Origin of the sequence: Streptomyces sp. VTCC 41912 (assembly GCF_045799175.1) — a bacterium.
In the GTDB taxonomy this organism is placed as follows: domain Bacteria; phylum Actinomycetota; class Actinomycetes; order Streptomycetales; family Streptomycetaceae; genus Streptomyces; species Streptomyces albulus_C.
In genome coordinates, this window is record NZ_JBJMAB010000023.1 from 1 (window position 1) to 12,553 (window position 12,553).

The 12,553-nt window shown below is 70.9% G+C and carries 15 protein-coding genes and 1 pseudogene; 11 read left to right on the forward strand and 5 right to left on the reverse strand.

Annotation, left to right across the window (positions count from 1 at the left end; all coding sequences use genetic code 11):
- Window positions 1-137 (reverse strand): DUF397 domain-containing protein (locus tag ACJ6WD_RS26940; protein WP_407616724.1); only part of this gene is annotated, 137 nt, incomplete at its 3' end.
- A 34-nt stretch (window positions 138-171) separates the two neighbouring features.
- Window positions 172-1,161: pseudogene (locus ACJ6WD_RS26945) on the reverse strand (Scr1 family TA system antitoxin-like transcriptional regulator); the annotation flags it as partial.
- Here ACJ6WD_RS26945 and ACJ6WD_RS26950 point away from each other — a divergent pair.
- The 5 genes from ACJ6WD_RS26950 to ACJ6WD_RS26970 all read left to right on the forward strand — a co-directional run bounded on the left by ACJ6WD_RS26950 (window position 1,156) and on the right by ACJ6WD_RS26970 (window position 4,546).
- Entirely contained in the window at window positions 1,156-1,476 is a 321-nt protein-coding gene (locus ACJ6WD_RS26950; protein ID WP_407616693.1) for a hypothetical protein, read from the forward strand. The pseudogene ACJ6WD_RS26945 and the gene ACJ6WD_RS26950 sit on opposite strands and share 6 nt — an antisense overlap.
- Complete coding sequence (locus ACJ6WD_RS26955; protein WP_407616694.1) at window positions 1,473-1,823, forward strand: hypothetical protein; 351 nt, start codon at window positions 1,473-1,475, stop codon at window positions 1,821-1,823. The genes ACJ6WD_RS26950 and ACJ6WD_RS26955 overlap by 4 nt, the downstream gene beginning before the upstream one ends.
- Window positions 1,824-2,037: 214 nt before the next feature.
- Window positions 2,038-2,376 (forward strand): hypothetical protein, encoded by a 339-nt coding sequence (locus ACJ6WD_RS26960; protein WP_275464495.1) that lies wholly within the window; start codon window positions 2,038-2,040, stop codon window positions 2,374-2,376.
- Window positions 2,376-3,344 carry an ATP-grasp ribosomal peptide maturase gene (tgmB, locus tag ACJ6WD_RS26965; protein WP_407616695.1) on the forward strand — a complete coding sequence of 323 codons (969 nt, stop codon included), beginning with the start codon at window positions 2,376-2,378 and terminating at the stop codon, window positions 3,342-3,344. Before ACJ6WD_RS26960 ends, tgmB begins: the two co-directional genes overlap by 1 nt.
- Window positions 3,341-4,546 (forward strand): protein-L-isoaspartate(D-aspartate) O-methyltransferase, encoded by a 1,206-nt coding sequence (locus ACJ6WD_RS26970; protein ID WP_407616696.1) that lies wholly within the window; start codon window positions 3,341-3,343, stop codon window positions 4,544-4,546. The genes tgmB and ACJ6WD_RS26970 overlap by 4 nt, the downstream gene beginning before the upstream one ends.
- Window positions 4,547-4,604: 58 nt before the next feature.
- Here the strand turns inward: ACJ6WD_RS26970 and ACJ6WD_RS26975 are convergent, their stop codons facing one another.
- The 3 genes from ACJ6WD_RS26975 to hppD form a co-directional block, all read right to left on the reverse strand.
- A complete protein-coding gene (locus ACJ6WD_RS26975; protein WP_233659415.1) occupies window positions 4,605-4,781 on the reverse strand; it encodes a hypothetical protein in 177 nt (58 codons plus the stop codon).
- A 117-nt stretch (window positions 4,782-4,898) separates the two neighbouring features.
- On the reverse strand, window positions 4,899-6,263 hold the full coding sequence (locus ACJ6WD_RS26980) for an FAD-binding oxidoreductase (RefSeq protein ID WP_053164772.1): 1,365 nt from the start codon (window positions 6,261-6,263) through the stop codon (window positions 4,899-4,901).
- Window positions 6,264-6,359: 96 nt separating this feature from the next.
- Window positions 6,360-7,517, reverse strand: coding sequence for a 4-hydroxyphenylpyruvate dioxygenase (gene hppD, locus ACJ6WD_RS26985; protein ID WP_233659414.1), 1,158 nt, complete (start codon window positions 7,515-7,517; stop codon window positions 6,360-6,362).
- A gap of 129 nt (window positions 7,518-7,646) precedes the next feature.
- Here hppD and ACJ6WD_RS26990 point away from each other — a divergent pair, with 129 nt between their 5' ends.
- The 6 genes from ACJ6WD_RS26990 (at window position 7,647) to ACJ6WD_RS27015 (ending at window position 12,553) form a co-directional block, all read left to right on the forward strand.
- Window positions 7,647-8,114 carry an Lrp/AsnC family transcriptional regulator gene (locus ACJ6WD_RS26990; RefSeq protein ID WP_016576396.1) on the forward strand — a complete coding sequence of 156 codons (468 nt, stop codon included), beginning with the start codon at window positions 7,647-7,649 and terminating at the stop codon, window positions 8,112-8,114.
- A 46-nt stretch (window positions 8,115-8,160) separates the two neighbouring features.
- The gene (locus ACJ6WD_RS26995) at window positions 8,161-8,808 is read left to right on the forward strand and encodes an ABC transporter permease (RefSeq protein WP_376557332.1); all 648 of its coding nucleotides are present in this window, start codon (window positions 8,161-8,163) and stop codon (window positions 8,806-8,808) included.
- 73 nt (window positions 8,809-8,881) lie between these two features.
- The gene (locus tag ACJ6WD_RS27000) at window positions 8,882-10,108 is read left to right on the forward strand and encodes a betaine/proline/choline family ABC transporter ATP-binding protein (protein ID WP_376446346.1); all 1,227 of its coding nucleotides are present in this window, start codon (window positions 8,882-8,884) and stop codon (window positions 10,106-10,108) included.
- Window positions 10,105-10,989: an ABC transporter permease gene (locus ACJ6WD_RS27005; protein ID WP_407616697.1), complete on the forward strand. Its 885-nt coding sequence runs from the start codon at window positions 10,105-10,107 to the stop codon at window positions 10,987-10,989. The genes ACJ6WD_RS27000 and ACJ6WD_RS27005 overlap by 4 nt, the downstream gene beginning before the upstream one ends.
- Before the next feature lie 116 nt (window positions 10,990-11,105).
- Window positions 11,106-12,002: a glycine betaine ABC transporter substrate-binding protein gene (locus ACJ6WD_RS27010; RefSeq protein ID WP_407616725.1), complete on the forward strand. Its 897-nt coding sequence runs from the start codon at window positions 11,106-11,108 to the stop codon at window positions 12,000-12,002.
- 128 nt (window positions 12,003-12,130) lie between these two features.
- Window positions 12,131-12,553 carry a hypothetical protein gene (locus ACJ6WD_RS27015; RefSeq protein ID WP_233659410.1) on the forward strand — a complete coding sequence of 141 codons (423 nt, stop codon included), beginning with the start codon at window positions 12,131-12,133 and terminating at the stop codon, window positions 12,551-12,553.

A 12,553-nucleotide genomic window follows, 5' to 3' on the forward strand; every position in this document is an offset into this window, starting at 1 on the left:
GGGCCACGCGGATCCTTCGAATCACGAACGGGGACGACGCCGGGGAAACCGGGGGCCACCTCGATGCAGTTGCCGCCGTTGTCTCCGCTGTAGCTGCTCTTGATCCACGTCGTGGAGTTGAACTCGTGCCTGTCCACGGTGTCCGTACCCTTCCATCGCTTCTTCGATCAGAGCGGCAGACTCAAGGGCTGACAGCGCATCGGCCCTGAGCACATCATAGGTCTGGCCGTGGCGGGCAGAGACAGCCGGATCGTCGGTGAAATGCCCACGGTCCAGCGACTCCGAGTAGACCCAGTCATGCCCGTCGGGCAGCGTGATCAGCGACATCGAGGCGTTGGGGCGCACGAGCCCAGCACGGCCGCATGGGGCAATTTGCACCCGGATGTTGGGACGTTCACCCACAGCCAGCAGATGAGCGCACTGGCCGTACATGATTGCGGGTCCTCCCACGACGTTGCGCAGGCAACTCTCGTCCAGTACGACGACGTAGAGCGGTCCGTCCGGCGCAAGGAACCGCTGCTGTCGACTCAGTCGCGCCCGTACACGGTCCGTCACTTCGTCACCGGTCGTAACACGGGAGAAGAGGGCATGTGCATAGTCCTCCGTCTGTAACAAGCCCGGCATGACCTGGGTCTGATACTCCCGCAAGGCAACCGCCACCGCGTCCATCTCCGCCCGGCGCTTGAACCAGTCAGGGTGTGCGACCTCCGGATACCAGTCGATGCGGCCCCACAGCTTCTTCAACACCCCACCGGTGCTCAGCAGTTCGTCGCACTTCTCGGCCGAGGTTTCGTGTGGGACCCGCGTTCCCCGCTCGACTCGCGCCACCTGCGACCGATCGCACGGGATCTTCCTCGCCAGTTCCTCCTGGGTGAGCCCGGCCGCTTCGCGGAAGTGCCTCAGGACCTCCCCGAAGACGGCGGCGTTCGTGGCGGCCGTTCCCCCCGTGGCATTGCGTCGGCTCACGCCTTCCCCTTTGTGACAGTCGATGAGTGGCACGCGTCCGGCATTGCATCCCGCCGCTCCGCAGAGCAACGCTGTACCTACCCAACGTAATGGGCCCAGGGCGGCGCGACCCGCCAATCGCACAAGACCCCCGCGACCGTGCGACCGGTCCGGGGGCGTGGCCACCAACTTCGAGGAGTTGACGACGTGATGCACCGTACCGTGAGGCTGTTCCTGCCGCTGCTGCGGCTGTTACTTCCGGCCGTCGGTCGACACCGGACGCCCAGTACCCCGCACACCACCTCGCGCCGCGCGGAGCCGCAACCGGCGATCGCGCCGCGTCGGCCGCCCGCCCGGCCGCCCGTCCTGCTTCGCGGTGAGGACGTCCCGCTCGTGCGGCCGTACGTCCTCACCGAGGCGGAGCGCCGGGAACGGAAGCTACGACGGGGACGGCGGCGGGCGCTGTGGCTCGCGGTGCACGGCGTCGACGTCGGGCCGCGCCGCATCCACGGGCTGGAGGTCGCCGCATGAGGGACCACGCCGACCGCACGCCTCGACTCCTGCCCTGGACGACCCCGGAGGGGAACCCGTGCTTCCTGCTCCCCAGTGACGGCACCGGGTACGTCTCCCGGCTCGCCGACCGCTGGGAGGACGAACAGCTCGGCTCCGCCGCCGTCCTCATCGAGGACGCGGAACAGATCCTCGCCGCACGGTCCTGGACGCCCGGTGAACTCCATCTGCTCACCGTCGAGTTGAAGAACTCCCTGGTCACCACCCACCGGGTCGCGGAAAGCCGCGGCGCCCGGTTGCCGGCGCCCGCCTACGAGCCGGACGACGACGCGGACGACGCTCCCGACAGCGGACGGCATCGGCCCTAGACCGGGTCGCGGGCCCGCCCCAGGCGTGGCGTCCCCCGACGGGAAGCAGCGTGACGACGGCAGACGTGCCGTTCGTCCCGCCCCGTCCGCCCCCGAACGCGGGGTGCCGCCTCCGGGCGGTGAGGGACGCCGCCACACCGGCCCCCCAAGACCTCCCCTCCCACACGGGTGGGGACGTACGAGCACTCCCCCCACTGAGAGAACAGGAGAGCCCATGCCCAGCACTGACGTGGCAGAGCGCCGTTCCATCGGCCTGGCGCTGGACGCACCGGAGTTGCGGTTGCCACTGAGCACCAGTGGCGCCACCCCCCTGCCCGAACTCACCGCGGGCCACGGCCCGTCGCCGTTCGCGTTCCGTTTCCTCGTACCGGTGACGGCCTCGGGCGGCATCCTGCCGGACGACGTCGTGTACGACGAGGACACCCAAACGGGGACCTACGAAGACCTCCCGCCCGGCGTCTACATGACCAAGAACCCGCCGAAGACGTACGGCCCGACGCAGCCCACCGGGCAGATGGACGCGCCGGACGACCCCGGACCGAGCGACGACTGATGGCGGACGCCGGACAGGTTCTCGTCCTGGCGGGTCGTTTCGATCCGACCTGCGATCTGGTGGTCGAGGAGCTGAACCGGCGTGCCGTGCCCGTCTTCCGGGCCGACCTGGCCGAATTCCCGCTGAGGCTCACGCTCGCCGCGAGCCTCAGCGGGCACCACTGGCACGGCACGCTGCGCAACGACCGCCGCACGCTCGATCTGGCCTCGGTCCGCTCCGTCTACTACCGCCGTCCCACGCGTCCGACGTTCCCCGCGCAGATGACCGCGGAGGCCCGCAGGGTCGCGGAGACCGAGGCACGCTGGGGATTCGGTGGGCTGCTGGCCGCCCTGCCCTGCCGGTGGCTGCCGCCGCCGGGGAAGGCGGCCGACGCCGAGTACAAGCCGCTGCAACTGCGCGTCGCCGCGGCAGCAGGGCTCCGCGTACCCCGGACATTGATCACCAATGACCCCGCAGCGGCACGGGATTTCGCCGACTCGGTCGGCGGCCCGCTCGTCTACAAACCGTTCTTCCACGTGCGGGGAACCATGCACGGGCGCACTGCCGCCGTGTACGCCAGCATCGTCCCCCCTGAAGACCTCTCCCACCCCGACATCGCGACCACCGCGCACCTGTTCCAGGAGTGGGTGCCCAAGGCGTACGAGGTGCGGCTGACCGTCGTCGGCGACCGGATCTTCGCGGCCGAGATCCACGCCGGTTCGGAGGCGGGCCGCATCGACTGGCGCAGCGACTACGACAGCCACACGTACCAGGTCTGCGAGCCGCCGGCCGGCGTGGCGTCCGGCGCGCTGCGGATGCTCGACCAGCTACAACTTCCCTATGGGGCCTTCGATTTCGTGGTCTCCCCGGCCGGCGACTGGCATTTCCTGGAAGTGAACCCCAGCGGACAGTACGGGTTCATCGAGCAGGCGACCGGACTGCCGATCACGGCCGCGATCTGCGACTACTTGGAAGGAAACAGCCAGTGACCCCCACCGCCGACGACGCACAGCGCCTGATCGCCGCCCGCGTCGCCCTGACCCAGCAGATCGACCGCGGAAGCGTGGTGCTGTCCTCCCGTCTCGCGGGCGCCTTCCTCAACGTCCCCCGGCACCCCTTCGTGCCCGTCTTCTACCGCCGCCACGATGAACGGTTCCTGCCCTGGCGCAGGTCCGACGGCGATGCGGAGGCGTGGCTGGACGCCGTCTACGCGGACGACTCCCTCATCACCGAAGTGGCCGGCATCCACGCGGAGGACGCCGCCCCCGAAGGACTGCCAGGAGTCCCCACCTCGTCGTCGACGGCACCGAGCCTCATGGCGGACATGCTCGACGCCCTCGACGTGAACGAAGGGGACGAGGTCTACGAAGCCGGCACCGGCACGGGCTACAACGCCGGCATCCTGTGCTTCCTCGCCGGGGACCGAAACGTCACGACCGTCGACCGCACCGGCGCCCTCACGGACAAGGCCCGCCCACGGCTGGGTTCCGTGGGCTTCACCCCGCGGGTCGTCCACGGCGATGCGGCACGGGACTTCCCCGGCGACGCCACCTACGACCGGATCATCGCCACCGCCTCCGTACGCCGCGTCCCTCCCGCATGGCTGGCGCGGCTCCGCCCCGGCGGCATCATGGTGGTTCCGCTCAAGGGCGCGCTCGCCGGCGGGATGGTCGCCCGTCTGACCAAGCTCCCCGACGGGACGGCGGCCGGGCACGTCCTGCACACGCCCGCGGCGTTCATGCCGCTCAGGAGCGGGCCGGAGCAGCCCGCACCGGCGGCCCTCGTTCCGGACGGCCCTCGCATGGATGCCGAGGTCTCGTCTCGGGTGCTCGACGACTGGACGTTCTCGTTCTTCGCCGAGCTCCACCTGCCGCCCGGCCTCGTCCGCACGTACGGGACGAACGACGAAGGCTTGCACGTCACGACCCTGTACGACCCCGCCGACGGCTCGGCGGCCCGCATCGACGACGTGCCCGAAGGCCCGCCGCAGGTCACGTCCACGGGACCACGTGACCTGTGGGGGCCGGTGGAGAGCGCCCACCGACTGTGGCGGGAACTCCAGCGCCCCCGCCGCGAATGGTTCCTCATCGAGGTCACGCCCACCGAGCAGAGCCTGCGGTACACCGCCCCGGACGGACGGGTACACCGCTGGCCCCTGCCACCGGCGGCGGGCGCCGGGCCAAGAGCGTGACCGGTGGCGTCGCGTCGGCCGACCGTGGCCCGGTGGGCGGATCGTTTCCCGGTCCGACCTACGACCGCGCCACCGCGCCCCGCCTGCGCAGGCCCCAGAGTCCGCCGGCCGCGGCCAGGCAGAGCAGGCCGGAGCCAACGCTCATCAGCGCCTGGAACGAGCCGTCCCAGAGGGCGTAGGAGAGGAGGTTGAAGAGGAGGGCGGCCAGGAGCAGCAGCCAGAGGAGGGCCTTCACCGTGGGGTTTCCTTCGGGGCGGCGGGAGGGGTCGAGGTGACGGTTCGCGTCACCTCGACCGTACGCGGGGCGCTCGGCGGGCCGGGCGGCGGGCCCGTCGGGCGGATGGCGGGGCGTCTAGAACAGCTTTCCCGGGTTGAGGAGTCCCAGGGGGTCGAAGACCTGCTTGATGCCGCGGTGCAGTTCCACCGCGTCCGGGCCCAGTTCGCGGGCCAGCCACTCCTTCTTCAGGACGCCGACGCCGTGCTCGCCGGTGATGGTGCCGCCCAGCTGGAGGCCGAGGGCCATGATGGCGTCGAACGACTCGCGGGCGCGGCGTTCCTCGTCGGGGTCGGCCGGGTCGAAGCAGACCAGCGGGTGGGTGTTGCCGTCGCCGGCGTGCGCGCAGACGCCGATGGTCAGGTCGTACTTCTCGGCGATGGCGGCGGCGCCTTCCAGCATCGCGGCGAGTTGCGAGCGGGGCACGCAGACGTCGTCGATGAGCATCGCGGGCTTGATCCGCTCCAGTGCGGTGAAGGTCAACCGGCGCGCCTGGAGGAGGAGTTCGGATTCGGCGGCGTTCTCGGCGGGGACGACCTGGGTGGCGCCGGCGGCCTCGCACAGCGCGCCGACCGCGGCCAGGTCGGCCGCCGGATCGGGGGTGTCGAAGGCCGCCAGCAGCAGGACCTCGGTGGTCTCCGGCAGGCCCATCTGCGCCATGGCGTTGACCGCGCGGACGCTGGTGCGGTCCATCAGCTCCAGCAGGGACGGGGCGTGGCCCTCGGCCATGATCCGGCAGACCGCGTCGCCGGCCGCGGACACCGAACCGAACTCGGCGACCAGGGCGAGCTGTTGCGGCGGCTCGGGCTTGAGCGCCAGGGTGGCGCGGACCACGACGCCGAGGCTGCCCTCGGAGCCCACGAAGAGCCGGGTGAGGTCGTAGCCGGCCACGCCCTTGGCGGTGCGCCGGCCGGTCTTGATCAGTCGGCCGTCGGCGAGGACCACCTCCAGGCCGAGCACGTACTCGGCGGTGACGCCGTACTTCACGCAGCACAGGCCGCCGGCGGCGGTGCCGATGTTGCCGCCGATGGTGCAGGTCTCCCAGCTGGAGGGGTCGGGCGGGTAGTAGAGGCCGTGCTCGTTGACCGCGCGGGACAGGACGGCGTTGACGACGCCGGGCTCGACCACCGCGATCCGGTCGACGGGGTTGATCTCCAGGATGCGGTCCATCTTGACCAGCGACAGCACGATGCAGCCGTCGGTGGCGTTGGCGGCGCCGGAGACGCCGGTGCGGGCGCCCTGGGGGACGACCGGGACCCGCAGTTCGGTCGCGGTCCGCATCACGTGCTGGACCTGCTCGACGGTGCGCGGCAGGACGACCACGGCGGGGGTTCCGGCGTCGCAGAAGTTGGCCATGTCCCGGGCGTAGGAGCCGGTGACGTCGGGGTCGGTGAGCAGCGCTTCCCCGGGGAGCCCGGCGCGCAGGCGTGCGATGAGGTCCATGCCCTCAGCCTCGCATCCGTGGGCCGTACACGGAAGATCGTGTACGGCCCACGGGAACGGGGCTCCGGCGGCAGGACGGTGCCGGCCGGAGCGGGCTCAGAGGTTGCCGCGGCGGTCCTGCTCGCGCTCGATCGCCTCGAAGAGGGCCTTGAAGTTGCCCTTGCCGAAGCCCAGGGAGCCGTGCCGCTCGATCATCTCGAAGAAGACCGTCGGGCGGTCCTGGACGGGCTTGGTGAAGATCTGCAGGAGGTAGCCGTCCTCGTCCCGGTCGGCGAGGATCTTCAGTTCGCGCAGTTCGTCGAGCGGGACCCGGGTCTCGCCGACCCACTCGCCGAGGGTGTCGTAGTACGAGCCGGGCACGTCGAGGAACTCCACGCCCGCGGCCCGCATCTGGCGGACCGACGCCACGATGTCGTTGGTGGCCAGTGCGATGTGCTGGACGCCCGGGCCGCCGTAGAACTCCAGGTACTCGTCGATCTGCGACTTCTTCTTGGCGATGGCCGGCTCGTTGAGCGGGAACTTCACCTTCTTGGTGCCGTCCGCGACGACCTTGGACATCAGCGCCGAGTACTCGGTGGCGATGTCGTCGCCGACGAACTCCTTCATGTTGGTGAAGCCCATGACGTTGTTGTAGAAGGCCACCCACTCGTCCATCTTGCCGAGTTCGACGTTGCCGACGCAGTGGTCGACGGCCTGGAAGAAACGTTTTGCCGGGGCGGCGACCAGAGGCTCGATGGCGACGAAGCCGGGCAGGTAGGGGCCGTCGTAGTCGGTGCGCTCCACCAGGGTGTGCCGGGTCTGCCCGTAGGTGGCGATGGCGGCCCGGACCACCGTGCCGTGCTCGTCCTTGGTCTCGTAGGGCTCGGTGAGGCCGGTGGCGCCGTGCTCGACGGCGTAGGCGTACGCCGCGCGGGCGTCCGGCACCTCGATGGCCAGGTCGACGACACCGTCGCCGTGCGCGGCCACGTGCTCCGCGAGGAAGCGGCCCCACTCGGTGGTCGGCTTGACCACGGAGGTGAAGACGAACCGCGCGCCGCCGGACTCCAGGACGTAGGAGGCCGTCTCGCGGCTACCGGTCTCCGGGCCCTGGTAGGCGACGCGCTTCATGCCGAAGGCGGTGGAGTAGTAGTGCGCGGCCTGCTTGGCGTTGCCGACGGCGAAGACGACCGCGTCCATCCCCTTGACCGGGAAGGGGTCCGCCTGCCGGGCCGTGGCCGGGGTGGTGGGCTGGGTGTGCATCGTGGTGTCTGCCATGTCCGCAGAGTCCCGCCGATCCACAAGGTGCGCAATAGTTCACGCAATCACTGGGCAATATGCATAGCAGCTCACGGAACTCACCGAGCGATCTGTACAGGATGACCATCGGAATCGGAGGCTACGACGGTGGCGATCGATCATTTGGACGGGGCGTTGCTGGAACTGCTCGCCCGGGAACCGCGGATCGGCGTCCTGGAGGCGTCCCGCCGGCTGGGGGTGGCCCGCGGGACGGTGCAGGCACGGCTCGACCGGCTTCAGTCGAATGGAGTGATCCGGGGCTTCGGGCCGGACGTGGACCCCGCGGCGCTGGGCTATCCGGTGACCGCGTTCGCGACGCTGGAGATCAAGCAGGGCCAAGGCAACGACGTGCGGGCCCACTTGGCCGGCGTACCGGAAGTACTGGAACTGCATACAACGACCGGACACGGGGACATGCTCTGCAGGCTGGTGGCGCGGTCGAACGCCGATCTCCAGCGGGTGATCGACCGGGTCGTGGGCTTTGATGGCATCGTGCGGGCGTCCACGGCGATCGTCATGGAAAATCCCGTTCCGCTCCGGCTCATCCCGTTGGTGAAGCAGGCCGCGGGCGACTGAACCGCGGTGGGCGGGCCGCAGCGGTGACGGACCGAGGAGGCGACGGGTGAGCTTCTGGGAGTACGTCGGCAGCCGGCACGCCCAGCTGCTGACGGACACGTTTCAGCACGCCAGCGCCGTCTTCCAGTGCATGGTGATCGCCACCGTGCTGGGCGTCGCGCTCGGCGTCGCCACCTACCGCAGCGAGTGGGCCGGCGCCCTCGCCACCATGACCACCGCGACCATCCTGACCATCCCGTCCCTGGCCATGATCGGCCTGCTGATCCCGATCGTGGGCCTCGGCGTCGCGCCGACCGTCATCGCCCTGACGCTGTACGGACTGCTGCCGGTGGTCCGCAACGCCATCGTGGGGCTGCGCGGGGTGGACCCGGCACTGGTCGACGCCGCCAAGGGCATCGGGATGTCGCGCGCCGCCCGGCTGTTCCGGGTCGAACTCCCGCTGGCCTGGCCGCCGATCCTCACCGGCATCCGGGTCGCCACCCAGATGCTGATGGGCATCGCGGCCATCGCCGCCTTCGCCTCGGGCCCCGGCCTGGGCAACGAGATCTTCCGCGGGATCGCCTCGTTGGGCAGCGCCAACGCGCTCAACCAGGTGCTCTCCGGGACGCTCGGGATCGTCATCCTGGCCCTCCTCTTCGACGCCGCCTACGTCCTGATCGGACGCCTGACCATTTCCAGGGGGATCCGTGCCTGAGCCGCCCGCGAGCGACCCGAGCGCCACCGGGGCGGCCGCCCGGCCGGCCGCTTCGACCGGCGCCGCCATCCACCTGGAGCACCTGACGAAGGTCTATCCGGGCAACCCGGCCCCGGCGGTGGACGACGTCAGCATGGAGATCAAGGCCGGCGAGACGGTGGTGTTCGTGGGGCCGTCCGGCTGCGGGAAGTCCACCACACTGAAGATGATCAACCGGCTGATCGAGCCGACCTCCGGGCGCATCCGGATCGGCGACGAGGACGTCACCGCCATCGACCCGGTCGGCCTGCGGCGCAAGGTCGGCTACGCGATCCAGGCGTCCGGGCTCTTCCCGCACATGTCGGTGGCGGAGAACATCGCCCTGGTGCCGAAGATGACCGGCTGGTCGAAGGCGCGCACCCGGGAGCGGGTGGCGGAGATGCTCGACCTGGTCGGGCTGGACCCGGGCGAGTTCCACGACCGCTACCCGCGCCAGCTCTCCGGCGGTCAGCAGCAGCGGGTCGGGGTGGCCCGCGCGCTCGCCGCCGACCCCCCGGTGCTGCTGATGGACGAGCCGTTCGGCGCGGTCGACCCGATCACCCGCGACCACCTCCAGGACGAGCTGATCCGGCTCCAGCACGAGCTGCACAAGACCATCGTCTTCGTCACCCACGACTTCGACGAGGCGATCAAGCTCGGCGACCGGATCGCGGTGCTCCGCGAGCGCTCGCACATCGCCCAGTTCGACACCCCGGAGGCCATCCTGACCAATCCGGCGGACGACTTCGTCTCCGGGTTCGTGGGCGCCGGGGCGGCGCTCAAGCGGCTGAACCTGACCCGGGTGCGGGACGTGGCGGTGGTCGACTTCCCCACCGCGCAGGTCGACGACCCGCTCCAGTCGATCTTCGACCTGCTGCGCGACGGCGCCACCAACGAGGTGCTGCTGCTGGACCGGCACCGCCGCCCGTACAAGTGGCTGCGCCGCGGCGACCTCTCGCGCGCCAAGCAGTCACTGGCCCGGGCCGGCACTCTGGTCACCGACACGGTGACCAGGGACGCGACGCTGCGCGACGCGCTGGAGGCGGTGCTGACCGACAGCGCGGGGCGGGTCGCGGTCACCGGCCGGCGCGGCGAGTTCCTCGGCGTGGTCGACATGGAGACGCTGATGAACAACGTCCACGAACTGCTGGAAGCGGACCGCCTGGAGGCCCTGGAGCACCAGCACGAACTCCAGACGCTGAGCGCCCACCGGACCCAGCTCGCCCAGGAGGGCCTGGACGGCGCTGGTGGGGCCGACGGCGGCCCGGGGGGCCGGGCGTGACGCCGGGCACGTCCCCGAGTCGCGGGGGCCGTCCGGAGCGCGCTGACGGGCCCGACGGGGCGACCCTCCCGGACGACGCGGCGGACACGGAACGGGAGTTGGCGGCCGGCACCGCGCCCAGCGGGTCCGCGGCCGCCGGCGGACGCCGGATCAGCTGGCAGAAGTGGACGTTCATGCCGGCGTTCCTGACCGCCGCGCTGCTGGCGACCTGGCTGTGGTTCCGCGGCGCCCAGCTGGACTCCATCGCCCACCAGGCCGTCGACCACGGCAAGGTGTGGCTGGCGCTGCGCCAACACATCCAACTGACGGCCGTCTCCACCTTCTTCGTGTTGGTGATCGCGATTCCGCTGGGCATCGCGCTGACCCGGCCGCGGCTGCGCCGGGCCACCCCGTTCGCGATGGTCGTCGCCAACCTCGGGCAGGCCGTGCCGGCGCTCGGCCTGCTGGTGCTGCTGGTCATCTGGCTCGGCATCGGGGCCCGTTCGGCGATCGTGGGCATGGTGATCTACGCCGTGCTGCCGGTGCTGGCCAACACCATCGCCGGACTGCGCGGGATCGACCCGACGCTGACCGAGGCGGCCCGCGGGATCGGCATGTCCCCGCTGGGCGTGCTGGGCCGGGTCGAACTCCCGCTGGCCGTCCCGCTGATCCTGGCCGGCGTGCGCACCGCGCTGGTGCTGAACGTGGGGACCGCGACGCTGGCCACGTTCGGCGGGGGCGGCGGGCTGGGCGACCTGATCTCGGCGGGCATCATCACCCAGCGGATGCCGGTGCTGATCCTCGGCTCGGCGCTGACCGTGGCGCTGGCGCTGCTGGTCGAGTGGCTCGCCTCGTTGGTGGAACTGCTCTTGCGGCCGCGCGGGTTGGAGGTGGCCACGTGAGCGGGTGGCGGGGGTCCCCGGGGCGGCGGGAACACCGGGGCGCGCGGGGGGCGGTCGTCGCGGCGGTGCTGGCCGCGGCGCTGCTGGGCGGCTGCGGGCTGGTCAGCGGCAGCCCGATGACCGACGACGTCGCCCCGGGGACGGTCGGTAAGGGACTGCCTCTCAAGGGCGCCGAACTGACCGTCACGTCGAAGGAGTTCACCGAGAACATCATCCTCGGCCAGATCATGGGGCTGGTCTTCAAGGCCGCCGGCGCCACCGTCATCGACAAGACCAACGTCCAGGGCACCATCGGCGCCCGGGAGGCCGTGCGCACCGGCACCGCGGACGGCATGTACGAGTACACCGGCACCGGCTGGATCACCCACCTCGGCCACGTCAAGCCGATCCCGGACCCGCAGCGGCAGTGGGAGGCGGTACGGGACGCCGACCTGCGCAACGGCATCGTCTGGCTGCCGCAGTCCCGGCTGAACAACACCTACGCCCTGGCGCTGAACGCCGCCAACGAGAAGAAGTACCAGGTGCGCACCCTCTCCGACGTCGCCGCGCTGCTGAAGAGGGACCCGGGCGCGGTCACGCTCTGCGTGGAGAACGAGTTCGCCACCCGCAACGACGGCCTGCCCGGCATGGCGAAGGCGTACGGCATGAACGTCCCGCCCGGCAACGTCCGGCGGATGACCGGCGGCGTCGTCTACACCGAGACGGCGAAGGGCACGTCCTGCACCTTCGGCGAGGTCTTCACCACCGACGGCCGGATCAAGGCCATGGGGCTGACCGTGCTCGCGGACGACAAGCACTTCTTCCCGAACTACAACGCCGCACCGGAGATCAACGCCGCCGCGCTGCGCGCGCACCCGCAGATCGCCGCCGTCCTCGCGCCGGTCACCGCCGCCCTGGACAACGAGGTCGCCCAGAAGCTCAACGCCAAGGTGGACGTCGAGGGCCAGGATCCGCACGCGGTGGCCAAGGAGTGGCTCCTCAAGGAGGGCTTCATCAAGGAGGGCGGCCGCTAGGACCGCACGATCCCGCCGAAAACGGGCTCGATCCCCCGCAAGATCCCGTAAGGTTTGCGCCGCACGAAACCGAACAAGTGACGCAGTCGCCGCAACCGCGACTGCGCAGGGGGAAAGGGAACAACTCCATGCAGGCATCGCGCATCCGGCGCCGCCTCGCCGGCGCCGCCACCGTCGCCGCCCTGGTCGGCGCCGGCGCCCTGGCCACCGCGCCCACGGCGGCCGCCAAGGCCAACCTGATCGCCGTCGACAAGGTCTCGCTCGACGCGCCGGGCCTGCGGGTGGACGTCACGTACTCCTGCGACCCAGGCATGAACCACCAGCTGGTCGCCAACGCCGAGCAGCTCACCTCGTCGAAGCTGGCGGCGCGCGGCGCGGGCACCCTCAAGGTCGACAAGCTCGTCTGCGACTACGCCGACCACACCGCGCAGGTGCACCTCCGCGCGGCCGCCGAGGGCTTCACCGAGGGCGACACGGTGAAGGTCACCGTCTTCTACTTCGACGACGACGGCTTCCGCTACGCCGACCGCGAGGTCACCGCGACCCTCTGA